Origin of the sequence: Pusillimonas caeni, assembly GCF_003545815.1 — a bacterium.
Lineage (GTDB): Bacteria > Pseudomonadota > Gammaproteobacteria > Burkholderiales > Burkholderiaceae_B > Pusillimonas > Pusillimonas caeni.
In genome coordinates, this window is the sequence record NZ_PDUW01000002.1 from 115,362 (window position 1) to 141,518 (window position 26,157).

At 62.6% G+C, this 26,157-nt stretch carries 21 protein-coding genes and 1 tRNA gene; 21 read left to right on the top strand and 1 reads right to left on the bottom strand.

Going from position 1 to position 26,157, the window contains the following annotated elements; genetic code table 11:
• The first annotated feature begins 41 nt into the window (after positions 1–41).
• From tuf to CSC67_RS04265, 11 genes are all read left to right on the top strand, one after another.
• Positions 42–1,235: an elongation factor Tu gene (gene tuf, locus CSC67_RS04215; protein ID WP_118993292.1), complete on the top strand. Its 1,194-nt coding sequence runs from the start codon at positions 42–44 to the stop codon at positions 1,233–1,235.
• Positions 1,236–1,335: 100 nt separating this feature from the next.
• Positions 1,336–1,411 (top strand) — tRNA-Trp (locus tag CSC67_RS04220).
• Positions 1,412–1,463: 52 nt separating this feature from the next.
• Positions 1,464–1,844: a preprotein translocase subunit SecE gene (secE, locus tag CSC67_RS04225; RefSeq protein ID WP_017524623.1), complete on the top strand. Its 381-nt coding sequence runs from the start codon at positions 1,464–1,466 to the stop codon at positions 1,842–1,844.
• 9 nt (positions 1,845–1,853) lie between these two features.
• Complete coding sequence (gene nusG / locus CSC67_RS04230; RefSeq protein WP_017524622.1) at positions 1,854–2,387, top strand: transcription termination/antitermination protein NusG; 534 nt, start codon at positions 1,854–1,856, stop codon at positions 2,385–2,387.
• A 63-nt stretch (positions 2,388–2,450) separates the two neighbouring features.
• Complete coding sequence (gene rplK, locus CSC67_RS04235) at positions 2,451–2,882, top strand: 50S ribosomal protein L11 (protein ID WP_118993293.1); 432 nt, start codon at positions 2,451–2,453, stop codon at positions 2,880–2,882.
• A 1-nt stretch (position 2,883) separates the two neighbouring features.
• Positions 2,884–3,579, top strand: a complete 696-nt coding sequence (rplA, locus tag CSC67_RS04240) for a 50S ribosomal protein L1 (RefSeq protein ID WP_118993294.1) — start codon at positions 2,884–2,886, stop codon at positions 3,577–3,579.
• Between the two features lie 248 nt (positions 3,580–3,827).
• Positions 3,828–4,352, top strand: coding sequence for a 50S ribosomal protein L10 (rplJ, locus tag CSC67_RS04245; RefSeq protein ID WP_118993295.1), 525 nt, complete (start codon positions 3,828–3,830; stop codon positions 4,350–4,352).
• 72 nt (positions 4,353–4,424) lie between these two features.
• A complete protein-coding gene (gene rplL, locus CSC67_RS04250; protein WP_118993296.1) occupies positions 4,425–4,805 on the top strand; it encodes a 50S ribosomal protein L7/L12 in 381 nt (126 codons plus the stop codon).
• A 160-nt stretch (positions 4,806–4,965) separates the two neighbouring features.
• A complete protein-coding gene (gene rpoB, locus CSC67_RS04255) occupies positions 4,966–9,078 on the top strand; it encodes a DNA-directed RNA polymerase subunit beta (protein ID WP_118993297.1) in 4,113 nt (1,370 codons plus the stop codon).
• Positions 9,078–13,337, top strand: a complete 4,260-nt coding sequence (gene rpoC / locus CSC67_RS04260) for a DNA-directed RNA polymerase subunit beta' (RefSeq protein ID WP_118993298.1) — start codon at positions 9,078–9,080, stop codon at positions 13,335–13,337. The genes rpoB and rpoC overlap by 1 nt, the downstream gene beginning before the upstream one ends.
• A gap of 321 nt (positions 13,338–13,658) precedes the next feature.
• Positions 13,659–14,846: an ABC transporter substrate-binding protein gene (locus CSC67_RS04265; protein ID WP_118993299.1), complete on the top strand. Its 1,188-nt coding sequence runs from the start codon at positions 13,659–13,661 to the stop codon at positions 14,844–14,846.
• Between the two features lie 22 nt (positions 14,847–14,868).
• Here the strand turns inward: CSC67_RS04265 and CSC67_RS21635 are convergent, their stop codons facing one another.
• Positions 14,869–15,000 carry a hypothetical protein gene (locus CSC67_RS21635; RefSeq protein WP_280812670.1) on the bottom strand — a complete coding sequence of 44 codons (132 nt, stop codon included), beginning with the start codon at positions 14,998–15,000 and terminating at the stop codon, positions 14,869–14,871.
• Between the two features lie 131 nt (positions 15,001–15,131).
• Here CSC67_RS21635 and CSC67_RS04270 point away from each other — a divergent pair, with 131 nt between their 5' ends.
• The 10 genes from CSC67_RS04270 (at position 15,132) to rpsL (ending at position 26,021) form a co-directional block, all read left to right on the top strand.
• Complete coding sequence (locus CSC67_RS04270) at positions 15,132–17,252, top strand: hydantoinase/oxoprolinase family protein (protein WP_118993300.1); 2,121 nt, start codon at positions 15,132–15,134, stop codon at positions 17,250–17,252.
• Between the two features lie 8 nt (positions 17,253–17,260).
• Complete coding sequence (locus CSC67_RS04275) at positions 17,261–19,075, top strand: hydantoinase B/oxoprolinase family protein (RefSeq protein WP_118993301.1); 1,815 nt, start codon at positions 17,261–17,263, stop codon at positions 19,073–19,075.
• Positions 19,072–19,356 carry an acetone carboxylase subunit gamma gene (locus CSC67_RS04280; RefSeq protein ID WP_118993302.1) on the top strand — a complete coding sequence of 95 codons (285 nt, stop codon included), beginning with the start codon at positions 19,072–19,074 and terminating at the stop codon, positions 19,354–19,356. The genes CSC67_RS04275 and CSC67_RS04280 overlap by 4 nt, the downstream gene beginning before the upstream one ends.
• A gap of 35 nt (positions 19,357–19,391) precedes the next feature.
• On the top strand, positions 19,392–20,078 hold the full coding sequence (locus tag CSC67_RS04285) for an isochorismatase family protein (RefSeq protein ID WP_245220120.1): 687 nt from the start codon (positions 19,392–19,394) through the stop codon (positions 20,076–20,078).
• Positions 20,079–20,162: 84 nt separating this feature from the next.
• Positions 20,163–21,149: a BMP family protein gene (locus tag CSC67_RS04290; protein ID WP_118993303.1), complete on the top strand. Its 987-nt coding sequence runs from the start codon at positions 20,163–20,165 to the stop codon at positions 21,147–21,149.
• 13 nt (positions 21,150–21,162) lie between these two features.
• Positions 21,163–22,683 carry an ABC transporter ATP-binding protein gene (locus CSC67_RS04295; protein ID WP_118993304.1) on the top strand — a complete coding sequence of 507 codons (1,521 nt, stop codon included), beginning with the start codon at positions 21,163–21,165 and terminating at the stop codon, positions 22,681–22,683.
• Complete coding sequence (locus CSC67_RS04300; RefSeq protein ID WP_118993305.1) at positions 22,680–23,738, top strand: ABC transporter permease; 1,059 nt, start codon at positions 22,680–22,682, stop codon at positions 23,736–23,738. The genes CSC67_RS04295 and CSC67_RS04300 overlap by 4 nt, the downstream gene beginning before the upstream one ends.
• Complete coding sequence (locus CSC67_RS04305) at positions 23,738–24,673, top strand: ABC transporter permease (RefSeq protein ID WP_118993306.1); 936 nt, start codon at positions 23,738–23,740, stop codon at positions 24,671–24,673. The genes CSC67_RS04300 and CSC67_RS04305 overlap by 1 nt, the downstream gene beginning before the upstream one ends.
• 62 nt (positions 24,674–24,735) lie before the next feature.
• Positions 24,736–25,194: a MarR family winged helix-turn-helix transcriptional regulator gene (locus tag CSC67_RS04310; protein WP_118993811.1), complete on the top strand. Its 459-nt coding sequence runs from the start codon at positions 24,736–24,738 to the stop codon at positions 25,192–25,194.
• Positions 25,195–25,643: 449 nt separating this feature from the next.
• Positions 25,644–26,021, top strand: a complete 378-nt coding sequence (gene rpsL / locus CSC67_RS04315) for a 30S ribosomal protein S12 (protein ID WP_026067970.1) — start codon at positions 25,644–25,646, stop codon at positions 26,019–26,021.
• Positions 26,022–26,157: the final 136 nt, after the last annotated feature.

The window sequence follows — 26,157 nt, forward strand, 5'->3', positions numbered from 1 at the left end:
CATTCATTTTTGTTGCTTAATTCCACAGTCAGGAGTCAGCCATGGCAAAAGGTAAGTTTGAGCGGACCAAACCGCACGTAAACGTAGGAACGATCGGCCACGTTGACCACGGCAAGACGACGCTGACGGCGGCGATCACGACGGTGCTGGCCAAGGAGTTTGGTTCGGGCGAAGCCAAGGGCTACGACCAGATCGACGCGGCGCCCGAAGAGAAAGCGCGCGGCATCACGATCAACACCTCGCACGTGGAATACGAGACGGCCGCGCGCCACTACGCGCACGTTGACTGCCCGGGCCACGCCGACTACGTCAAGAACATGATCACGGGCGCAGCGCAGATGGACGGCGCCATTCTGGTGGTGTCGGCCGCAGACGGCCCGATGCCCCAGACGCGCGAGCACATTCTGCTGAGCCGCCAGGTGGGCGTGCCGTACATCATCGTGTTCCTGAACAAGGCCGACATGGTCGACGATGAAGAGCTGCTCGAGCTGGTCGAGATGGAAGTGCGCGAGCTGCTGTCCAAGTACGACTTTCCGGGCGACGATACGCCGATCGTGAAGGGTTCGGCCAAGCTGGCGCTCGAAGGCGACGACGGTCCGCTGGGCAAGCAGGCGATCCTGCAACTGGCCGAGGCGCTGGACTCGTACATCCCCACGCCCGAGCGTGCGGTCGATGGCGCGTTCCTGATGCCTGTGGAAGACGTGTTCTCGATCTCGGGTCGGGGCACGGTGGTGACCGGTCGTATCGAGCGCGGCATCATCAAGGTCGGCGAGGAAATCGAGATCGTCGGTATCAAGGACACGGTCAAGACGACCTGCACGGGCGTGGAAATGTTCCGCAAGCTGCTCGATCAGGGCGAGGCTGGTGACAACGTGGGTATTTTGCTGCGCGGCACCAAGCGCGAGGACGTCGAGCGCGGCCAGGTGCTGGCCAAGCCCGGTTCGATCAACCCGCACACCGAGTTCACGGCCGAGGTGTACATTCTGTCCAAGGAAGAGGGCGGTCGTCACACGCCGTTCTTCAACGGCTATCGTCCGCAGTTTTACTTCCGCACGACGGACGTGACCGGCACGATCGACCTGCCCAAGGACAAAGAGATGGTGCTGCCTGGCGACAACGTGTCGATGCAGGTCAAGCTGATTGCGCCGATCGCCATGGAAGAGGGCCTGCGCTTCGCGATCCGCGAAGGCGGCCGTACCGTGGGCGCCGGCGTGGTGGCTAAAATCATCAAGTAAGTTTTAAAATGCAACAAACGGACGGAGCCGCGCTCTGTCCGAGCAGTAAACGGGTCCTGTATCGCACCCTGTCACAGCACAGGACTCCTCAGCAGGTTATAGGGGTATAGCTCAATTGGCAGAGCGTCGGTCTCCAAAACCGAAGGTTGTAGGTTCGATTCCTACTGCCCCTGCCATCATCGCCGCGGCAAAGCAGGCCGCACTAGCCGCGAGGTCACTCGCCCGGATATGTCGAACACCAGCGTAGAAACCGTTAGCAGCACCGTAGACCGCCTCAAGCTGGGTCTCGCGGTGCTCGTCATCATTGCCGGCATCGTCGCGTTCTCGGTGCTCGATGACCAGCCCACCGTGGCGCGGGTCGGGATATTCATCGGCAGCGTCATCGTGGCGGCGCTCATAGCCTGGTTCAGCGAACCCGGCCGGCGCAGCATCGGCTATCTGCGCGATTCGTACAACGAAGTCAAGCGAGTCGTCTGGCCCACGCGCAAAGAAGCCACCCAGATGACCGCCATCGTGTTTGCCTTCGTGGCGGTCATGGGCCTGTTTCTGTGGCTTGTCGACAAAACCCTGGGCTGGGTCATCTATGGCCTGCTGCTGGGCTGGAGATAAAGGGCACACATGAGCAAGCGTTGGTATGTCGTCCACGTCTATTCGGGCATGGAAAAAAGTGTGCACAAGGCGCTCCTCGAACGCATAGAGCGTGCCGGGTTGCAGACGTCCTTTGGCCGCATACTGGTTCCGTCCGAAGAAGTGGTGGAAGTCAAAGGCGGTAAGAAATCCATCACCGAACGCCGTATCTTTCCCGGCTACGTGCTGGTAGAAATGGATCTTACCGACGAAACCTGGCACCTGGTGAAGAACACCAACCGGGTCACGGGCTTCCTGGGCGGCTCGGGCAATCGTCCCGCGCCCATCTCCGATCGCGAGGTCGAGAAAATCCTCTCCCAGATGGAAGAGGGCGTCGAAAAGCCGCGTCCCAAGATTCTCTTCGAAGTCGGCGAGATGGTGCGTGTCAAAGAAGGTCCGTTCGCCGATTTCAACGGCAACGTCGAAGATGTCAATTACGAGAAAAGCAAGGTGCGTGTGTCCGTGACCATTTTTGGCCGCGCCACCCCTGTGGAACTCGATTTCGGTCAGGTCGAAAAGACCTGAATTTTCAACCCCGGGGAGCCGGCCGCAAGGCGCGCCGGCGTTTGAACCCGCAAGGAGCAAAGCATGGCGAAGAAAATCGTCGGCTTTATCAAGCTGCAAGTGCCGGCTGGTAAAGCGAATCCATCACCCCCGATCGGTCCGGCGCTGGGTCAGCGCGGCCTGAACATCATGGAATTCTGCAAGGCGTTCAACGCCCAGACCCAAGGCATGGAGCCCGGTCTGCCGATTCCCGTGGTCATCACCGCCTACGCCGACAAGAGCTTCACCTTCATCATGAAGACGCCTCCGGCGGCCATTCTCATCAAGAAGGCCACGGGCGTTCAAAAGGGTTCGGCTCGTCCGAATGCCGACAAGGTGGGCGTGCTGACGCGCGCGCAAGCCGAAGAAATCGCCAAGACCAAGACGCCCGATCTCACGGCTTCCGATCTGGACGCCGCGGTGCGTACGATCGCCGGCAGCGCCCGCAGCATGGGCATCACGGTCGAGGGGATATAACATGGCCAAGCTAGGTAAACGCGCCGCCGCGATCAAGGCCAAAATCGATCGCACCAAATTCTATCCCGTCGCCGAGGCGCTTGCGCTGGTGAAGGAAACGGCCACGGCCAAGTTCGACGAGTCCATCGACGTCGCCGTGCAATTGGGCATCGACCCCAAGAAATCCGACCAGCTCGTGCGTGGTTCGGTGGTCCTGCCCGCCGGCACCGGCAAGTCGGTTCGTGTTGCCGTGTTCACCCAGGGCGACAAGGCCGAGGCCGCCAAGGAAGCCGGCGCCGACATCGTCGGCATGGACGACCTGGCCGAAAGCATCAAGGCCGGCAATCTCGATTTCGACATCGTCATCGCTTCGCCCGACGCAATGCGCGTCGTGGGTGCGCTGGGCCAGGTTCTGGGACCCCGCGGCCTCATGCCCAACCCCAAGGTGGGCACGGTCACGCCCGACGTCGCAACCGCCGTCAAGAACGCCAAGGCCGGTCAGGTGCAGTACCGCACCGACAAGGCGGGCATCATACACGCCACCATCGGACGCGCCTCCTTCGGCGTCGAGCAGCTTCAGCAAAACCTGAACGCGCTGGTCGATGCATTGAACAAAGCCCGTCCCACGGCGTCCAAGGGTATTTACCTGCGCAAGCTGGCCGTCTCGTCCACCATGGGCGGCGGCGCTCGCGTCGAAATAGCTTCGCTGTCGGTTTAATCAAACCGCGGCACAAGAACTTTGGGCTGTACCCGGGGCCTTCCCGGGTGCCGCTGTCAAAGACCGCTGGAGCCCCCAAACCGACCGCGAGGCCGGCCCAAGGGCTTAATCGCCGGGCTGCTTGCAGCCTGTATCCAGCGCAGACGGCGCCCATGGAAGATTTCTTTTTTCAAGAACTCGACCAGGTGCGCCGCATTCGGTAGACACGAGAGACCCTCTCTCGTGTCGTTAGATGGAGTGTTCAAACCGTGAGTCTCAATCGTGAAGAGAAAGCGGTCGTAATTGAGGAAGTCTCTGCAGAACTTGCAAAGGCCCAGTCAGTTATTATCGCCGAGTACCGTGGTCTGGACGTCGCTGCCGTCACCGTATTGCGCAAACAAGCGCGTGAGTCGGGTGTGTATCTGCGTGTTCTCAAGAACACGCTGGTGCGCCGAGCCGTGGCCGGTTCGCCTTTCGAGGCGCTTTCGTCCCACATGTCCGGTCCTCTGATGTACGCCGTCAGTCAGGATCCGGTTTCGGCCGCCAAGGTGCTCGCCGGTTTCGCAAAAACCAACGACAAGCTCGTCATCGCAGGCGGGGCATTGCCCAACAACGTCCTGGATATCGAGGGCGTGAAGGCTTTGGCCACCATGCCGTCTCGCGAAGAGCTGTTGGCGAAACTGATGGGCACCATGCAGGCACCCGTCACGCAGTTTGTGCGTACGCTCAACGAAGTTCCCACCAAGTTCGTGCGCGGCCTTGCCGCCGTGCGCGACCAGAAGGAAGCCGCGTAAGCGTTTCCGGGACTCGTCGAAAGACAGAGCGATACCCAACCCTGGCATTTATACCTATTTGGAGTTCTAAAAATGGCATTGAGCAAAGAAGAGATCCTGGACGCAGTCGCTAACCTGACCGTCCTGGAACTGTCCGAACTGATTACGGACATGGAAGAAAAATTCGGTGTGTCGGCCGCCGCCGCCGCTGTCGCCGTCGCTGCCCCCGCAGCCGGTGGCGCTGCAGCTGTTGCTGAAGAAAAGACCGAATTCGACGTCGTGCTGGCTGAAGTCGGCGCGAACAAGGTCAGCGTCATCAAGGCCGTGCGTGAAATCACCGGCCTGGGCCTGAAAGAAGCCAAGGACCTCGTTGACGGCGCTCCCAAGACCGTCAAGGAAGCCATGGCCAAGGCTGATGCCGAAGCTGCTCAGAAGAAGCTTGAAGAAGCCGGCGCCAAAGTCGAGCTCAAGTAAGCTTGTCGACGCCTGCCCGGGAAGGTGTTTTTAGCCTTCCCGGGCTTTTGCGTCTCCAGAAAACCCGTATTTGCGCCCTTGGGCGGCAAGCCGGGTTCTCTGGAGTCGTAAGCCAGGGCCGTGGTTGACGGCCCATGTAACCCCTCGAGTCGGAGTGCTCATGCCTTATTCGTATACCGAAAAAAAGCGCATACGTAAGAGCTTCGCCAAGCGTGAAGACGTCCAAGACGTACCCTACCTTTTGGCGACTCAACTGCAATCATACTTAACCTTTCTGCAGTCTGATACACCCCCATCCCAACGCAAGGACGAAGGCCTGCAAGCCGCCTTCACCTCCATATTTCCGATCGTAAGTCACAACCAGATGGCCCGCCTGGAGTTCGTCAGCTATGTGCTGGGCGACCCGGTGTTCGACGTGAAAGAATGCCAGATGCGCGGCCTGACCTATGCCTCGCCCCTGCGCGCCAAGGTGCGCCTGGTGCTGATGGACCGCGAAGTCAGCAAACCCACCATCAAGGAAGTCAAGGAGCAGGAAGTATACATGGGCGAAATGCCGCTCATGACCAATACCGGCTCCTTCGTCATCAACGGCACCGAGCGTGTGATCGTCTCGCAGCTGCATCGCTCGCCGGGCGTGTTCTTCGAGCACGACCGCGGCAAGACGCATAGCTCGGGCAAGCTGCTGTTCTCGGCGCGCGTGATTCCCTACCGCGGATCGTGGCTCGACTTCGAGTTCGACCCCAAGGACGTCCTGTTCTTCCGTGTCGACCGTCGCCGCAAGATGCCGGTCACCATCCTGCTCAAAGCCATCGGCATGACGCCGGAGGCGATTCTGGCGCACTTCTTCGAATTCGACAACATCGAGATGCAGGCCGAAGGCGCCATGCTCGAGTTCGTGCCCGAGCGCTGGAAGGGCGAAGTGGCGCGGTTCGACATCACCGACCGCGACGGCAAGGTGCTGGTCGAGAAAGACAAGCGCGTCAATGCCAAGCACCTGCGTGATATCGCGGCGGCCGACATCGAGCGCGTCTCCGTGCCCGAAGACTTCCTGCTGGGCCGGGTGCTGGCCAAGAACGTGGTCAATCCGGAAACCGGCGAAGTCATCGCCAACGCCAACGACGAGATCACCGAATCCATCCTGGCCGACATCCGCGACGCCAACATCCGCGACATCCAGACCTTGTTCACCAACGACCTGGACCGCGGCGCCTATATTTCGCAGACCCTGCGCACCGATGAAACCGCCGACCAGATGGCCGCGCGCGTTGCCATCTACCGCATGATGCGCCCGGGCGAGCCGCCTACCGAAGAGGCTGTCGAAGCCCTGTTCCAGCGCCTGTTCTACAGTGAAGAAACTTACGACCTGTCGCGCGTCGGCCGCATGAAGGTCAACAGCCGCCTGGGTCGCGGCGACGACATGACGGGCCCGCTGACGCTGACCGACGAGGACATCCTCGATACCATCAAGGTGCTGGTCGAGCTGCGCAACGGCCGCGGCCAGATCGACGATATCGATCACCTGGGCAACCGCCGCGTGCGCTGCGTGGGCGAACTGGCCGAGAACCAGTTCCGCGCCGGCCTCGTGCGTGTCGAGCGCGCCGTGAAAGAGCGTCTGGGCCAGGCCGAGACCGAAAACCTCATGCCGCACGACCTGATCAACTCCAAGCCCATTTCGGCGGCCATCAAGGAGTTCTTCGGTTCCAGCCAGCTGTCGCAGTTCATGGACCAGACCAATCCGCTGTCCGAGATCACCCACAAGCGCCGTGTATCGGCTCTTGGTCCCGGCGGCCTTACGCGTGAACGCGCCGGCTTCGAGGTGCGCGACGTGCACCCCACCCACTACGGCCGGGTCTGCCCCATCGAGACGCCCGAAGGTCCGAACATCGGCCTGATCAACTCCATGGCGCTGTACGCGCGCCTGAACGAGTTCGGCTTCCTCGAGACGCCCTATCGCAAGATCGTCGACGGCAAGGTCAGCGAGCAGATCGACTACCTGTCGGCCATCGAGGAAAGCAACTACGTCATCGCCCAGGCCAACGCCACGCTGGATGAAAGCGGGCGTTTCGTCGACGACCTGGTCGCCTGCCGCGAGGCCGGCGAAACCATGCTGACCGCGCCCGAGAACATCCAGTACATGGACGTGGCGCCGTCGCAGATCGTGTCGGTCGCCGCCTCGCTGATTCCCTTCCTCGAGCACGACGACGCCAACCGGGCATTGATGGGCGCCAACATGCAACGCCAGGCCGTGCCTTGCCTGCGTCCTGAAAAGCCGCTGGTGGGCACCGGCATCGAGCGCACCGTGGCGGTCGACTCGGGCACCACGGTGCAGGCCGTGCGCGGCGGCGTGGTCGACCACGTCGATGCCGACCGCATCGTGATCCGCGTCAACGACGACGAGAACGTGGCGGGCGAGGTCGGGGTCGACATCTACAACCTGATCAAGTACACCCGTTCCAACCAGAACACCAACATCAACCAGCGTCCCATCGTCAAGCGCGGCGACCAGGTGGCGCGCGGCGACGTGCTGGCCGACGGCGCATCGACCGACCTGGGCGAACTGGCCCTGGGTCAGAACATGCTCGTCGCGTTCATGCCCTGGAACGGCTATAACTTCGAGGACTCCATCCTCATTTCCGAGAAGGTCGTCGCCGACGATCGCTACACCTCGGTGCACATCGAAGAGCTGACGGTCGTGGCCCGCGACACCAAGCTGGGCGCGGAAGAAATCACCCGCGACATCAGCAACCTGGCCGAAACCCAGCTCAATCGCCTGGACGACTCCGGCATCGTGTACATCGGCGCTGAAGTGCGCGCCGACGACGTGCTGGTGGGCAAGGTGACGCCCAAGGGCGAAACCCAGCTCACTCCCGAAGAAAAGCTGCTGCGCGCCATCTTTGGCGAGAAGGCTTCCGACGTCAAGGACACCTCGCTGCGCGTGCCTTCGGGCATGGTCGGCACCGTGATCGACGTGCAGGTCTTCACCCGCGAGGGCATCGAGCGCGACAAGCGCGCCCAGTCCATCATCGACGATGAACTGCGCCGCTATCGCCAAGATCTCAACGACCAGCTGCGCATCGTCGAGAACGACACCTTCGACCGTATCGGCAAGTTCCTCGTCGGCAAGACCGTCAACGGCGGCCCGCGCAAGCTGGCCAAGGGCACGGCCATTGCGCGCGAGTACCTCGACGATCTGGACCGCTGGCAGTGGTTCGATATCCGCCTGGCGGATGAAGCCCATGCCGTGGTCCTGGAGCAGGCCAAAGAGTCGCTCGAGCACAAGCGCCACCAGTTCGACCTGGCTTTCGAAGAAAAGCGCAAGAAGCTCACCCAGGGCGACGAGCTGCCTCCCGGCGTGCTGAAGATGATCAAGGTCTATCTGGCCGTCAAGCGCCGCCTGCAGCCGGGCGACAAGATGGCCGGCCGTCACGGCAACAAGGGCGTGGTCTCGCGCATCACTCCCGTCGAGGACATGCCCCATATGGCCGACGGCACTCCGGCCGACATCGTGCTCAATCCGCTGGGCGTTCCTTCACGGATGAACGTGGGCCAGGTGCTCGAGGTTCACCTGGGCTGGGCCGCCAAGGGTCTGGGCCATCGCGTGGCCGACATGCTGAACGAAGAGCGGACCGTCCAGGCCAAGCAGATTCGCAGCTATCTCGAGAAGGTCTACAACGCCGGCGGCGGGTCCGCTCATCTCGAACAGCTTTCGGATGACGAGATCATCGAGATGGCCCGCAACCTGAAGAACGGCCTGCCGGTGGCAACACCTGTGTTCGACGGTGCGACTGAAGCCGAAATCGGTGAAGTGCTCGAACTGGCCTATCCCGACGAAGTGGCCGACAAGCTCAAGCTCACTCCCGGGCGCACCCAGGCCTGGTTGTTCGACGGCCGCACCGGCGAGCAATTCGAGCGTCCGGTCACCGTCGGCTACATGCATTACCTGAAGCTGCACCATCTGGTCGACGACAAGATGCACGCGCGCTCCACCGGCCCGTACTCGCTCGTTACGCAGCAGCCCCTGGGCGGCAAGGCCCAGTTCGGCGGCCAGCGTTTCGGCGAGATGGAAGTCTGGGCGCTCGAGGCCTACGGTGCGTCGTACACGCTGCAGGAAATGCTCACGGTCAAGTCCGACGACATCACCGGCCGCACCAAGGTGTACGAGAACATCGTCAAGGGCGACCACGTCATCGACGCGGGCATGCCCGAGTCGTTCAACGTCCTTGTCAAAGAAATTAGATCTTTGTCTCTCGACATGGATTTGGAGCGTAAATAATGAAAGCGCTACTCGACCTTTTCAAACAAGTCTCGCAAGACGAGCAATTCGACGCCATCAAGATCGGCATCGCGTCGCCGGAGAAGGTGCGTTCGTGGTCCTACGGAGAAGTCCGCAAGCCCGAAACCATCAACTACCGCACGTTCAAACCCGAGCGTGACGGCCTGTTCTGCGCCAAGATCTTCGGCCCCATCAAAGACTACGAGTGCCTGTGCGGCAAGTACAAGCGCTTGAAGCATCGCGGCGTCATCTGCGAAAAGTGCGGCGTCGAAGTCACCGTCGCCAAGGTTCGCCGCGAACGCATGGGCCACATCGAGCTGGCCAGCCCCGTTGCGCACATCTGGTTCCTGAAGAGCCTGCCCTCCCGTCTGGGCATGGTGCTGGACATGACGCTGCGCGACATCGAGCGCGTGCTGTACTTTGAAGCATGGTGCGTGATCGAGCCGGGCATGACCCCGCTCAAGCGCGGGCAGATCATGTCCGACGACGACTTCCTGGCCAAGACCGAAGAGTACGGCGACGACTTCCACGCCCTCATGGGCGCCGAAGCCGTGCGCGAACTGCTGCGCACCATCGATATCGACCGCGAGGTCGAGACCCTGCGCGCCGAGCTCAAGGCCACGGGTTCCGATGCCAAGATCAAGAAGATCTCCAAGCGCCTCAAGGTGCTCGAGGGCTTCCAGAAGTCCGGCATCAAGCCCGACTGGATGATCATGGAAGTGCTGCCCGTGCTGCCGCCGGACCTGCGTCCGCTGGTGCCGCTCGACGGCGGCCGCTTCGCCACGTCCGATCTGAACGATCTCTATCGCCGCGTCATCAACCGCAACAATCGCCTCAAGCGCCTGCTCGAGCTCAAGGCGCCGGACATCATCCTGCGCAACGAGAAGCGCATGCTGCAGGAGTCGGTCGACTCGCTGCTCGACAACGGCCGCCGCGGCAAGGCCATGACCGGCGCCAACAAGCGCCAGCTCAAGTCGCTGGCCGACATGATCAAGGGCAAGAGCGGCCGCTTCCGCCAGAACCTGCTGGGCAAGCGCGTCGACTACTCCGGCCGTTCGGTCATCGTGGTCGGCCCTCAGCTCAAGCTGCACCAGTGCGGCCTGCCCAAGCTGATGGCGCTCGAGCTGTTCAAGCCCTTCATCTTCAACCGCCTCGAAATGATGGGCCTGGCCACCACCATCAAGGCGGCCAAGAAGCTGGTCGAAAGCCAGGAACCGGTGGTGTGGGACATTCTCGAAGAAGTCATTCGCGAACACCCCGTCATGCTCAACCGGGCGCCCACGCTGCATCGCCTCGGCATCCAGGCCTTCGAGCCGGTGCTGATCGAGGGCAAGGCCATCCAGCTTCACCCGCTGGTCTGCGCCGCCTTCAACGCCGACTTCGACGGCGACCAGATGGCCGTCCACGTGCCGCTGTCGCTCGAAGCCCAGCTCGAGGCGCGCACCCTGATGCTGGCCTCCAACAACGTGCTGTTCCCGGCCAACGGCGAGCCCTCCATCGTGCCCTCGCAGGACATCGTGCTGGGCCTGTACTACACCACCCGCGAGCGCATCAACGGCAAGGGCGAAGGCATGTTCTGCGCCGACCTGGCCGAAGTGCAGCGCGCCTACGACACCGGCGAAGTCGAGCTGCAGACCCGCATCACGGTGCGTCTGAACGAGTACGAGAAGGACGCCAGCGGCGAATTCCAGCCCGTGCTGCGCCGTTTCGAGACCACGGTCGGCCGCGCGCTGCTGTCCGAGATCCTTCCCAAGGGCCTGCCGTTCTCTTCGCTGAACCGGCCCCTCAAGAAGAAGGAAATCTCGCGGCTCATCAACCAGTCGTTCCGTCGCTGCGGCCTGCGCGCCACGGTCATCTTTGCCGACAAGCTGATGCAGGCGGGCTTCCGCCTGGCCACGCGCGGCGGCATCTCGATCGCCATGAGCGACATGCTGATCCCCTCGGTCAAGGAAGAGATCCTTGCCCAGGCCAGCCAGGAAGTCAAAGAGATCGACAAGCAGTACTCGTCCGGTCTGGTCACCGCCCAAGAGCGCTACAACAACGTGGTCGACATCTGGGGCAAGGCGGGCGACAAGGTCGGCCGCTCGATGATGGAGCATCTGTCCACCGAACCCGTGGTCAACCGCCACGGCGAAGAAGTGCGCCAGGAGTCCTTCAACTCCATCTACATGATGGCCGACTCGGGCGCCCGGGGTTCCGCCGCTCAGATCCGCCAGCTGGCAGGCATGCGCGGCCTGATGGCCAAGCCGGACGGCTCGATCATCGAAACGCCCATTACCGCCAACTTCCGCGAAGGCCTGAACGTACTGCAGTACTTCATTTCGACTCACGGCGCCCGTAAAGGCCTGGCCGATACGGCGCTCAAGACCGCCAACTCGGGCTACCTGACCCGCCGTCTGGTCGACGTGACGCAAGACCTCGTCATCACCGAAGTGGACTGCGGCACCTCTCATGGCTACACCATGAAGGCGCTGGTCGAAGGCGGTGAAGTCATCGAGCCGCTGCGCGACCGCATCCTGGGCCGCGTCACGGCGAGCGACATCGTCAATCCTGAAAACCAGGAAACCGCGATCGCCGCCGGCACCCTGCTGGACGAGGACCTGGTCGACTACGTCGACAGCCTGGGCGTGGACGAGGTCAAGATCCGCACGCCGCTCACTTGCGAAACCCGCCACGGCCTGTGCGCGCACTGCTATGGCCGCGACCTGGGCCGCGGCGCCATGGTCAGCCAGGGCGAGGCCGTCGGCGTCATCGCGGCTCAGTCCATCGGCGAACCCGGCACGCAGCTCACCATGCGTACCTTCCACATCGGTGGCGCGGCTTCCCGTGCCGCCATGGCCAGCTCGGTCGAGACCAAGTCGGCCGGTACGGTGGGCTTTGCGCTGACCATGCGCTATGTCACCAACGCCAAGGGCGAGAAGGTGGCCATTTCGCGTTCGGGCGAGATCGTCATTTTCGACGACAGCCGACGCGAGCGCGAGCGCCACAAGATCCCTTACGGCGCCACCATTTCGGTCAGCGACGGCGATGTCGTCAAGGCCGGCCAGCGTCTTGCCAACTGGGATCCGCTGACGCGCCCCATCGTGTCCGAGTTCGCCGGCCAGGTCCGCTTCGAGAACATCGAAGAGGGCGTGACGGTCGCCAAGCAGCTGGACGAGATCACCGGTCTTTCGACCCTGGTGGTCATCACGCCCAAGACGCGCTCCGGCAAGGCCATGATGCGTCCGCAGATCAAGCTGCTCAACGAGGCGGGCGAAGAAGTCAAGATCGCCGGCACCGAGCATCCCGTGAACATTTCGTTCCCGGTCGGCGCCCTGATCACCGTGCGCGACGGACAGCAGGTCGCGGTCGGCGAGATTCTTGCCCGTATTCCGCAAGAGTCCCAGAAGACCCGCGATATTACGGGCGGTCTGCCCCGCGTGGCCGAGCTGTTCGAAGCCCGCTCGCCCAAGGACGCCGGCACGCTGGCCGACGTCACCGGCACGGTCTCGTTCGGCAAGGACACCAAGGGCAAGCAGCGTCTGGTCATCACCGACCTGGACGGCGTCAGCCACGAAACCCTGATTCCCAAAGAGAAGCAGGTGCTGGTCCACGACGGCCAGGTGGTGAACAAGGGCGAAATGATCGTCGACGGCCCGCCCGATCCGCACGACATCCTGCGTCTGCAGGGCATCGAGCGGCTCGCCAACTACGTCGTCAACGAAGTCCAGGACGTCTACCGTCTGCAGGGCGTGAAGATCAACGACAAGCACATCGAAGTGATCGTGCGGCAGATGCTGCGCCGCGTGAACATCACCGATGCCGGCGACACCAGCTTCATCACCGGCGAGCAGGTCGAGCGCTCCGAGCTGCTGAACGAAAACGACCGCATGGAAGCCGAGGGCAAGATCCCCGCCACGTACGACAACGTGCTGCTGGGCATTACCAAGGCTTCGCTGTCGACCGACTCGTTCATCTCCGCGGCTTCCTTCCAGGAGACCACGCGCGTCCTGACCGAGGCGGCCATCATGGGCAAACGCGACGAATTGCGCGGCCTGAAGGAAAACGTCATCGTCGGCCGGCTGATTCCCGCCGGTACCGGCATGTCGTACCACAAGGCCCGCAAGGACAAAGAGCGTCACGAGGCGGCCGAGCGCGAAGCAGCACGCGCGCTGGCGAATCCCTTCGAGGATACGCCCCCGGCGATCGAGGCGCCCGTCACTCACGACGGCTCCAGCGACGAGCCCGCTTCTTCTCCGGACGACAGTTCGGGCGAATAAGCACCGGCCGGGCGGGGCGCTACGCCCCGTCTCTCGAAACCGCCGTACGCAGCGATGCGTGCGGCGGTTTTTTTTATGCATGTCCCGAACGGATACGCCACTTGGTACGGCTTCCCGGCGCTTCTTTCCGCAGGCCCTAGTGGGTGCCATGTGCGGTTACAAATTCATTATAAAAGTTATCGCTCACGTTAAAAGCTATTTGGTGGGCGCAATGGAAGCGTTGTGAATTAGACTGGGTCGACAGAACGGCTGCGCATGATGAAACCCCCCTGGTTCCATGTCGCGCAGCCGTTACATATAAGAGCCAACAGGAGACTCACCATGAAGCGACTACTATCCCATGCGCTGGCAGCGACGGCTTGTATGCTGGCAGCCACATCCGGCTTCGCCGCGGAAGCGCCGTTCAAGATAGGCCTGATTACACCTATGACCGGTCCCTTTGCCTCGACCGGCAAGCAGCACGAAATGGGTGCTCGCCTGTACATGGAGCAGCATGGCGACGAAGTCGCCGGACGCAAGATACAGCTTATTCTGAAGGATGACGGTGGTGTGCAGCCGGAAACGACCAAGCGCATCGCTCAGGAGCTCGTCGTCAAAGAGCATGTCAACGTGCTGGCCGGCTTTGGCTTGACGCCGTTGGCTTTTGCCGCGGCGCCCGTCGCTACCCAAGCCAAGGTGCCGATGATAGTCATGTCGGCCGCCACCTTGTCCATCGTCGAACGCTCGCCCTTCATCGTGCGTACTTCGCAGAATCTGCCTCAGACCACAGCGCCCATTGCGGACTGGGCGATCAAGAACGATATCAAGAAAGTGGTCACGCTGGTGTCCGACTACGGCCCTGGTCATGATGCCGAGAAGGTGTTCCTGAAGCGCTTTACCGATGCGGGCGGCACGGTGGCCGACGCGCTGCGCATCCCACTGCAGAACCCCGACTTCGCGCCTTTTCTTCAGCGCGTGCGAGACATCAAGCCGGATGCCGTGTTTGTCTTTGTGCCGTCGGGTGTGGGTACGCCCCTCATGAAGCAGTTCGCGGACAGGGGCTTGAAAGAGGCCGGCATCAGGCTTATTGGCACCGGCGATATGCTTGAAGACGACTTGCTGCCATCCATGGGCGACGAAGCCTTGGATGTAATTACTTCGCACCATTATTCCGCCGCCCATGACTCGCCCGAGAACAAGGCCTATGTCGAGGCCTTCAGCAAATTCACCAACAACCAAATGCGGGCCAGCTTCCAGTCGGTACAAGCCTATGACGGCATGCATTTAATCTACGAGGCGCTGAAGAAAGCCGGTCCCGACGCGACGGGCGAGCAATTGCTCGAGGCCATGAAAGGAATGCAATGGACTAGCCCGCGCGGCCCCGTCCAGATCGATGCCGACAATCGCGACATCATCCAGGACATCTACATACGCCGTGCCGAGAAGGTCGATGGCGAACTCTACAACATCGAGTTCGATAAGTTCGAGCAATTCGTCGGGCCGCGCGACATACTGGAGCCGGCGAAGTAACGGCGCTGCGGGCGGCGCAATTCTAGACGGATTGCCCGGTGCCCGACGCCGAGTCTCCGAGCGTCAAGGCGCGGCCCGTCGCCGGCGCGCCTGCCCTTTCTTCCTCGTAGCGGTCGTAGACGTCGCGCTCGACGCCTCGGACTAAACGACCCAAAACTCCCATTCGATACGCAGTAGGGATTTACCCTTGTCTGGTGTTCTCCATACTTGTTACCTGTAAAAGTAGCTGTTATAAAAGCTGCAAATACAGCTGTAATTACAGATAAATCAGGAGGCGAGGCAGGCATGGATGGAGCACAAAGGCGCAAGTACGTGATCGCCACAGACGTGGGCGGCACGTGCACGGACACGGTGGTTTTCGCGGCGGGCGAGCCCATACGCATCGGCAAGGCGCTCTCCACGCCGCCTGATTATGCGACGGGCATCTTCGATTCCATACGCTCGGCGGCCGACGCCATGGGCGAAGAGGTGGACAGCCTGCTGGCGCAGACCTATCTGTTCGTACACGGCTCCACCGTGGTCGACAACACCATTCTCACGCGGGACGGCGCCAAGGTGGGCCTGCTTACCACCGAAGGTTTCGAAGACACCATACTCGTTACCCGCGGCGCCTATGGCCGCTGGGGCGGGCTGACCGAAGACCGCATCAAGCACATCGTCAAGACCGAGCGCGCCGCGCCCCTCGTGGCCCCCGAGCTGATCCACGGCGTGGGAGAACGGGTCGATTCGGTCGGGGAAGTGCTGCGCGAACTGGACCCGGACGAGGTCGAGAAGGCGGTGCGCTATCTGGTGGACGAAAAAGGCGCCGAGGCGATTGCGGTGTCGCTGCTGTGGTCTTTTGCCAACCCGGCCAACGAACGAACCATCAAGGAAGTGGCGCGCCGCGTGGCGCCGGATGCCTATTGCACCCTGTCTTCCGACATTGCGCCCCTGCCCGGCGAGTACGAGCGCACCTCCACGGCGGTCATCAACGCCTATTGCGGCGGCATCACGCAAAGCTATCTGGCCGACCTGCAAGGCAAGTTGTCGGACACCGCCTACCGCGGCCAGACCATGGTCATGCAGGGCTATGGCGGGCTGCTGCCGGCGGGCGAAGCCGGCGACCGTTCGGTGGGCATGCTCGAATGCGGGCCGGCGGCGGGGGTGATAGGCAGCAAGTCGCTGGGCCAGCTGCTGGACCAGCCAGACGTCATCGCCACCGACATGGGAGGCACCACGTTCAAGGTCAGCGTCATCCAGGACGGCGAAATCGAATATGCGCGCGAGCCCATGGTCGACCGCTTCCATTACTCGGCGCCCAAGATCGAGGTGGTGTCCATCGGGGCCGGCGGCGGGTCCATCATCAGCATCGACGAAGCCACCGGCGAGCCGCGCGTGGGGCCGCGCTCGGCCGGCTCGCGCCCGGGGCCCATCTGCTACGGCCTGGGCGGCCAAGAGCCCACCCTCACCGACGTCTTCATGCTGATCGGCTACATGGATCCCAACACCTTCCTGGGCGGCAGCATGAAGCTCGACGTCGAGCCGGCGCGCAGGATCTTCGAAGAAAAAATCGCCAAGCCGCTCGGCATGAGCGTCGAAGAGGCGGCCATCGGCATCTATCGCCTGGCGTCGGCGCAGATCACCGACCTGATACGCGAAATCACCGTGGAGCGCGGTCTGGACCCGCGCGACTTCGTCCTGCATTCCTTCGGCGGCTCTTGCGGCATGCTGTCCACCATGTTCGGCGCGGAGCTGGGTGTGCGCAAGATCGTCATTCCCTATACTGCATCCGTGAATTGCGCTTTCGGCCTGGTGTCGGCCGACATCGTCCATCAGTATTCGGTAACGCGGACCTTGCCTGCGAATGTTCCCGCCGCCGAAATCAATGCCATCTACGAGCCCTTGATCGAACAGGCCCGGGCCCAGCTGCGCGAAGAGGGCTTCGCCGATGATCAGATGCGCTTCGAATGGTCGGTCGATTTGCGTTACGCGCGCCAGGTGCATGAACTGACCACGCCGGTGCGGGCCAGCGTGCCCCTGACGGACGAGGGCCTGGCGCAATTGCTGTCCGATTTCGAAGCGCTGTACGAGCGCAAGTTCGGCAAAGGGTCGGCTTATCGAGAAGCCGGCATCGAAATGAAGCTCTTCCGCCTCAAGGCCGAAGGCCTGCTCAAGAAGCCGGAGGTTCCGACCGTGCCCATGGGGGGAGCGGACGCCAGCGGCGCCCTCATCGGCAAGCGCGATATCTTCGTCGAGCGGGCCGACGGCCTGGCGCCCGCCGACATCTACGACTTCGAGAAGCTGGCCCCCGGCAATCGCCTGACCGGCCCGGCCGTGGTGCACACCCCCATCACCACCATCGTGCTGCAGGCCGGACAAAAGGCCGGCATCGATCAGTATCGCAACGTCATCGTCGAATTCGAGTGAGGTCAAGCATGGATCCAATTACCTATTCCATCATCCGCCACCGCTTGTTCCGCGTCGTCGAAGAGGCGGTCATCACCCTCAAGCACGTCTCGGGCACCGCCATCACCAACGAGGGCCACGACCTGATGGTCAGCCTGTACAGGGCCGATGGATCGCTGCTGATGGGCGGCGTCGGCTTCCTGCACCACTTGACCAGCGCCGCCGAGGCCTGCAAGGCCATCATACGACGCTTCGAAGGGCAGATCGAAGAAGGCGACGTCTTCATGCTGAACGATCCGTACACTGCGGCGCTTCACACCTCCGACGTCTACATGCTGGCCCCCATCCACCACGAAGGAAAACTGGTGGCCTGGAGCGCCTGCTTCGTACACGTATCGGATATCGGGGCGATGAACCCGGGCGGCTTCGCGCCCGATGCCACGGACATCTACAGCGAGGGCTTCAGCAGCCCGGGCCTGAAGCTCATCAGCCGGGGCGAGCTGCGGCAGGATGTGTGGGACACCTTCCTGAACATGGTGCGCAGCCCCGAGATGGTGGCGCTGGACCTGCGTTCGCTGATAGCCTGCAACAACGTCGCCGGCCAGCGCATGCTGGCCCTGATCGAGAAGTACGGCGCCGACGCCGTGGACCATGTCGGCCGCACCTTGATAGAACAGTCGGAGCAGTTGCTGCGCCAGCGTCTTCGAGAGCTGCCCGATGGCCAGTGGCAGTCGCGCCAGTATATCGACGTCAAGGGCGAGACGGCCAAGGTGCTGCTTACCATGACCAAGCGCGACGATACCCTGACCTTCGATTTCACCGGGTCCAGCCCCCAATCGCAATACAGCGTGAACTGCACCAAATGGGCGGCGCTGGGCGGCCTGTTCGCCCCCTTGTTCCCCCTGCTGTGCTACGACATTACCTGGAACCAGGGGGCGGTGGAGCCCATCAAGATGATTGCGCCCGAGGGCAGCATCGTCAACTGCACCCGCCCGGCGCCGGTCTCGGTGGCCACGGTCGGGGCGATCCAGTCGGTCAACAACGCCGCCTGCTCGGCCATCGGCAAGATGCTTGCCGCCAGCGACAAATACAAGGACGAGGCCACCGCCGTGTGGCACGCCAATCACTTTGCGGTCTTCATGTTCGGCCACACGCGCGAAGGGCGCCTGGCCATCGACACGCTGACCGAAACCTTCGCGGGCGCGGGCGGCGCCAAGACCTACGGGGACGGCGTGGACATCGGAGGCGAAATGCCCAATCCGATCTCGCGCATGGCCAACGTCGAAACCGTCGAGGGCGCTTTTCCCATCCGCTATCTGTTCCGGCGGCGCATGCGCGATTCCGGCGGCGCCGGCAGGTACCGGGGCGGCCTGGGCGGCGAGATCGCCATCGTGCCGCACGGCTGCCCCGACGGCGGCATCAACTTCGTGCTGTCGGGCAAGGGCTCGAAATTCCCCATGAGCGACGGCCTGGCGGGAGGCACCTCTGGCGCCGCCAACGACTACGTGCTGTTTCGCGGCTCTGAGAATGGTTCGGCGCCCCGCATGGAGACCGATGCCGCCACGCTGTCCGGGAAGCCCGAGCCCATCAGCTGGGGCGTCTTCCCCTTGGGAAGCAATGATGCTTTCTACCTTCGCTGGAATGGGGGCGGCGGCGTGGGCGACCCCTTGGCGCGGCCGATCGCCGATGTCGTCACGGACGTCGCCACCCGGACCGTATCCGAAGAGGCCGCCGAGGCGTTGTACGGCGTGGTGTTCCACAACGGCCGGCCCGATGAATCCGCCACCCGGGCGCGGCGCGAACAGCTGAAAGCCGAGCGCTTGAACACAGGAGTGCACGCATGACCCGTATTTCCCCCACACTGGTGCGCCGCGAAACCCAGGGCGGAAGCAGCATATGCTGCGCCGAATGCGGCCATGAACTGACGGAGGCCGGCAGCGCTTCGCACTGGAAGGATCATGCCGCGCTGAAGTCCGAGCCCGTTGCCGAACTGCCGGGCTGGTCGGCTTCGGTGCACCCCGATCTCGTCCTGCGCCAGTTCGTCTGCAACGGCTGCGGACACTTGCTGGACAGCGAGATCGCCTTGAGCGAAGACCCTTTCCTCTATGATGTCGTCGGCGGTTGAATCCGTCCCTCCGCAACCCCGTATCGGTGAACGCAATGCACAACATACAGATTCGACAAGAAATCCTCGACCGCCTCATGGCTCGTCGCGGCCGCATCAATTTTTACGAGAAAATCGATCCCAAGCGCACGGCGCTGGTGGTCATCGACATGCAGAACACCTTCTGCGCGCCGGGATCGCCGGCCGAGGTGGCGTCCTCGCGGGGCATCGTGCCGCACATCAATGCGCTGACCGCCGAGCTGCGCAAGGACGGCGTGCCGGTCATCTGGGTGTTGCATGCCAATACCCAGCACAAGGGGCGCAGCGATTGGGATCTGTTCTACAACCACGTGGTGGCCGGCGAGGTGCGCACCCGCACGCTCGAAAGCAACTCGCCTCAGAACCAGGCGGTCTATTCGGAGCTGGAAGTGGCCGACGAGGACATCACCATCATCAAGAACCGCTACAGCGCCTTGACGCCGGGCTCGTCTTCGCTCGAACGCGTGCTGCGCAGCATGGGCATCGATTCAGTGCTGATCGCCGGAACCAAGACCAATGTTTGCTGCGAATCAACGGCTCGCGACGCCATGATGATGGATTTCAAGGTGACGATGCTGTCCGACTGCTGCGGGGCGTTGTCCGACGAAGAGCACCGCTCGGCGCTGGAGAACATCATCCAGCAATTCGGCAACGTCATGACCAGCAAGGAAGCGCTGGAGATGATGCGGTCGTACAAAGCCTAGCGCACTGGCGGGGCTCGGCAACGCAAGGCGGACCCGCCGCCGACAGCAACGCAGCATCGATATAAAACCCCAAAGGAGAAAAACATGCTACGCCGATTGCTTTGCACCCTTTGCCTGGCCGTTGTTCCGTTTACCGTTGGCGCGCAGGACAAGACCGCTTTGAAGGTGGCGCTTATTCTGCCCGGCTCGGTGACGGACGGCACCTTCAACAGCGCCGCGGCTCAGGGCATCAAGAAGGCTCAGGAAAAATACCCCGATCTGCAGGTCTCGGTGCGCGAGAATACGGGGGTGGCCGAGGCCCAAGAGGCCTTGTCCTCGTATGCCCGCGACGGCTACGACGTCGTGATCGCCCACGGCTTCCAGTTTGCCGACTCGGCCAAGCGCATCCACAAGCGTTTTCCGGATACCTGGTTCATCGTCAATACGACCAAGGTTTCCGAGGCGCCCAACCTCGCCTCCTTCGACAACCGCTGGGGCGATGCGGGCTATATGGCCGGCGCCGTGGCCGCCCTGATGAGCAAGTCGGGCAAGATCGCCAACGTTCCCGCCATCCCGGTGCCCACCATCCAGGAGTACGACGAAGGGTTCAAGCGCGGCAGCAAGCGCATCAACCCCGACGTACAAGTGCTTTCGGCTTACGTGGGTTCGTTCTCCGACATCGCCAAGGCCAAGGAAATCACGACCAGCATGATAGACAGCGGAGCCGACGTCGTATCGGGCATCGGCAACGAGAACGTGCTTGGCACCTTGCAGGCGGCCAAGGAGAAACACGCTCTGATGATAGGCACGGCCTTCGACTCGGCCGGCCTGGCTCCCGACACCATCGTGACGACCGCGCTCATAAGGTTCGACGTCAACATCGACATGGCGATCAGCAAGGTCATCGACGGCAGCATCGAGCCCAAGAACTATCTGCTCGGATTGAACGAGAACGGCATCGGCCTGGCGCCCTTCCGCAATTTCGAGGACAAGCTGTCCAGCGGGGACAAGGCGGCCATCAAAGAGATCGAGGACGGCATACGCGCCGGCACGATAAAAGACCTGCCCGAAATCCGTGAGAAAACCTCCTGAGGGGAGCCGTACGATGGTCGACACTCCGCTGCTGCAGCTGGAGAGCATCACCAAGCGTTACGGCAGCCTCGTCGCGAACGATGGCGTGGGCTTCGACCTGGGCCGCGGCGAGGTGATGGGAATACTTGGCGAGAACGGCGCGGGCAAGTCCACGCTGATGAATGTCATCTCGGGCCTCATCCGCCCCGACGAAGGCTCGATGCGGCTGGATGGCCGGCCGGTCGCCTTTTCTTCGCCGCGCGAAGCGGCCGAGGCCGGTATCGGCATGGTGCACCAGCACTTCAAGCTGGTCGGAGCCTTGACTGTCGCCGAGAACCTGGCGCTGGGCGATCCGCGCTGGGGGCGCCGCGCCGTGTTGCGCTTCGACGAACTCAAGGCTGCGGTCAGCGCGATTGCACAGCGCCTGGGTATCGAGGTGGACTTCGACGCCAGGGTGGACCGCTTGACGGTGGGCCAGCAGCAGCGGGTCGAGATCATGAAGGTGCTTTCCCGGAAGCCGCGCCTGTTGATCCTGGACGAGCCCACGGCCGTGCTGTCCCAGGAAGAACGGCCGGCCCTGTTCCGGATGGTGGCGGAACTGGCGGCCCAGGGCACCTCGGTCATCATCATCAGCCACAAGCTCGAGGACATTCTCGATTCCTGCCGGCGCGTCGTCGTCATGCGGCATGGAAAAGTGGTAAGCACCTCGGAGGTGGGCGGCAAGAGCCGCGACGATCTCATTCGCCTGCTCGTGGGCGACGACATGCCGGTGCTGCGGCCCAAGGGCGCTTCCGACGAAGAAGGGCAATGCCTGTTGAAGGCCAGGGGCCTGACCGCCAGGCGCCCCAACGGCACGGTGGCTTTGCATGAGGTGGATTTCGACCTGCGCCGCGGCGAGATCCTGGCCTTGTGCGGGGTGGAGGGCAACGGGCAATCCGAGCTGGTGCAAGTCGTCGCGGGCCTGCTCGAGCCTGACGAGGGCAGGCTGGACTACTGGTTCGGCGGCCACGGGGGGCGCTATCCGGACGCGGCGGTGCTGCGCCGCGCGGGCGTTTGCCACATTCCCGAAGACCGCCTCAGGGACGGGGTGCTGGCCGATGCGTCGCTTACCGACAATTTTCTGCTTACCCATCTGGACAATGCGCGATTCAACCGGAGCGGCTGGCTGCAGCCCGAGCAGGTCGAGGCGGCTGTCGGCGAAGCGGTATCCGCCTACGCCGTCAAGACGCCCGGCCTGCACGCCGCCATGTCCCAGCTGTCGGGGGGCAATCAACAGAAACTGGTTCTGGCGCGCGAACTGGCAAGCGATCCGAGCATGATCGTCGCGGCGCATCCGACGCGGGGTCTGGACGTGAAGACCATCGCTTTCATCAACAATCAGCTGCTGGCGCGCAGAGCCTCGGGCGCCGGCGTCCTGCTGGCGTCCGCCGATCTGGCCGAGGTCTGGCAGATCGCGGACCGCATCATGGTGTTGTCGGCCGGGCGGCTGCACGGACCCGTGCCGGTTGCGCAAACGACCATTCAGGAAGTAGGCAGGTGGATGACGCAAAGATGAGTGCCAACCCGACCCTGATCGCGGATGGAGGCGCCGATATGCGCAAATCGCTATGGTGGGCCGCGCTGGCCGTCGTGGCGGTGACGGCCCTGGTGCCGGCCTTCTTCATCATCGCCGCGGGCAAGAATCCGCTCACGGCCTACGTTTCGCTGCTTGCCTACACCCTGGGTACGACCAACGGCTTCTACGAGGTGTTGACGCACTGCATACCCTTGACGCTGGTCGGCCTGGGCGTGGCGGTGGCCTTTCGGGCGGGGGTGTTCAACATTGGGGGAGATGGGCAGTTCCTGATGGGCGCGATGGCGGCATTCGCCTGCGCGCCGCTGTTTGCGGGCCTGCCTGTTCCCTTGGGGCTGGCGCTATACCTTGCAGTGGGCTTTGCGGGCGGCGCGGCGCTGGGCGCGCTGGTGGGGTGGCTGCGGGTGCGCTTCAGGGCCAGTGAAATCATTTCCACCATCGTGCTCAATTTCATCGTGCTGCAATTGCTCAGCTGGGTGATACGCGGCCCCCTGCAGGAGCCCTCCCGGCTGATGCCCTGGAGCGACTACCTGCCTGAAACGCTGCTGCTGCCCAACCTCATCGAAGGATCGCGCGTCCATTACGGGCTCATCGTCGCCGTTCTTGCGGTGGTGGTGCTTGCCATTCTCATCAAGAAAACCGCTTTCGGCTTCAGGCTGACGGCCGTGGGCCGCAACCCTTTTGCGGCCCGATATGCCGGGCTGCGGGAAAAGCGGGTGATTGTATGGGCCATGCTCATCAGCGCGGGCATGGCGGGGCTGGCGGGCAGCGTGCAGGTCGCCGGCATATACGAGCGGCTGCAGGACAACTTCTCGTCCGGCTATGGGCAGGCGGCCATCGCCATTGCCTTGATGGCCAGGCTGTCGCCGCTTTGGGTGCCGCCCATGGCCGTGCTGTTCGCCATCTTCTATGTGGGTGCGGGGGTTTTGCAGCGCGAAGCCAATATCCCGTTTCCCATCGTCTACATCATCGAGGGCGTGGTGATACTGGGCTTTCTTTGCTTTGACGCGATCTCGAACAAGAAGGGGACGGCCTGATGGATCTGATGATTGCGGGGCTGGCGGCGGCGGGCATCCGCCTGAGCATTTCCATCGCCTTTGCCGCCCTGGGCGAGACAGTGAGCCAACGCGCCGGCGTCATGAACGTGGGGCTGGAGGGCATCATGCTGTTCAGTGCATTCCTGGCCGCGGCCGGCGCCGTCTATTCCGGTACGCCCTGGGGCGGCGTGGTCCTTGCCATTCTGGGCGGTTTGCTGCTGGCGGCGGTGCATGGCTGGGTGTCCATCTACCTGTGCGCCAACCAGATCGTATCCGGCCTGGCGCTGGTCTTTCTCGGTGCGGGGCTTTCCGGCGTCGGCTACCGGCTGACGATAGGCGGCGCTCCGGTCATGATTCCCTCGTTTTCCGCCGTCGATTTCGGGCCACTCAGGGACATTCCCTTCATCGGGCCGGTGTTCTTCAGCCATACGCTGCTCGTCTATGTCGCGGTGGCGCTGGCCTTTCTTTTGTATTTTGCCCTTCCGCGCACCGGCTGGGGCCTGGAGCTGCGCGCCGCGGGCGAAAACCCCCATGCCGCCGACGCGGCGGGCATCGACGTCAACCGTTACCGCTTCATGGCGGTGCTGTTCGGAGGGGCGATGGCGGGGTTGGGAGGCGCCTTCCTGGTGCTGGCCCAGGTCAATGCCTTCGTCGAGGGCATGGTGGCGGGCAGAGGCTTCATCGCCATCGCCTGCGTGGTGTTCGGAGGGTGGAATCCGCTGGGGGTGCTCGTCGCCTGCCTGGGTTTCGGACTGGCCGATGCGCTGCAGATCAGGCTGCAAACCTGGTATCCAGGCATTCCTTACCAGTTCTTCGTCATGATGCCTTATGGGGTGGCGCTGGTTGCGCTGGTAATATTCGCCAGTCGGTCCTTCGGGCCCGCGGCGCTGGGCTTGCCCTTCAGGTCGCTGCGCGCGCGAGGGAGTGCTTTGTGAACCGCCAGACGGCCACGGCATCGAGGCCGATCGGCCGCGAGCCCAATTTGTCAGAACCCAGCATGTCCACTCCAGATATCAATCCGCCCCACCTGGGGCCAGACAGGAACATGGCGTTCCAGATGGCCTCGATCATTTTCCGCATGGAACAGGATCTGCGCAACTTCACCTTGCGCAAGCTGGACATCACCTACATACATTTCCGCGTGCTGCAGTATCTGCTGGAAGAAGACGGCAAGAACATCAGCGAGATCGCGCGGGCCACGGCCGTGAGGCCGGCGGTGCTGAGCCGGGTGGTCAGCCAGATGGAAGAGCGCGCCCTGGCCGAGCGCAAGGGCGACCCCAAGGACAACCGCTCTACCCGGGTCTACCTGACGGATCTGGGCCGCGCCAAGTACGTCCAGGCCTGGCCCGACGCCCACAAGATCATCGAGCACGCCCTCGAGGTGCTCGCACCCGAAGAAAGAGCGGCGCTGGGCGTGTCCTTGAAGAAGATCGCCGACCACGTCTGCCGCTACTGAAATTGCGCCCGGCGTGGACTTTGGTTGCGGCTTACGTCTTCGGGTGCGCCTCGAGGGTAGCGCCCTTCCCCATCAGCGCGGCAAGCATTGACCCTGGTGCTTTGCCTATGCTAATATGGCTAGCTAACCGCAAAAATGCAGGGCTGCGGGGGCTATGGGCTTATTTATGAAGCTTTACCCCGGAAGCTTTACCCCGAGAAGCATGGTCCCGAGGCTTTTTTGCGGTTATTGCAATGAATGTTGCAAAGAATGTTGCAAGACCCCGCTCTTTTACAAGTTTTGTGTTAGGCGGTTATTGCGACCGCCTAAGTTGTTTTTGCGTTCTGCAATGCGTTGACCGCGTTCAAGAATAATAAAAGCCTAGGCGAAAAATTGGTACTTGTTTTGTTAGTACGTTCAATGCTCGCCCATTGCCTGGGCGCGTAAAAACCACAGGATGCGTAAAGGTCATGCCAACCATTAGTCAACTCGTGCGCAAGCCGCGCGAAGTCAGCCGCGCCAGCAGCAAGAGCCCCGCGCTCGAAAACTGCCCTCAGCGCCGTGGTGTCTGCACTCGTGTGTACACCACCACCCCCAAGAAGCCCAACTCGGCTTTGCGTAAGGTCGCCAAGGTGCGCCTCACCAATGGCTTCGAAGTCATTTCCTACATCGGCGGCGAAGGCCACAACCTGCAAGAGCACTCGGTTGTCCTGGTGCGCGGCGGCCGTGTCAAGGATCTGCCGGGTGTCCGCTACCACATCGTCCGTGGTTCGCTCGACCTGCAAGGCGTGAAAGACCGCAAGCAGGCGCGTTCCAAGTACGGTGCCAAGCGCCCCAAGAAAGCTTAATCAATTCATTCGGCTGGTTCGGCCGGTCGTATCGGTGCAGCCGTGGGTCGTCCCCATGGCATGTAAGTGGTCATCTTGATGGATGGCCGAGGCCGCAAGAAGCGGCTCAACTGAACTGTCACAAGGAAGTTTTAAA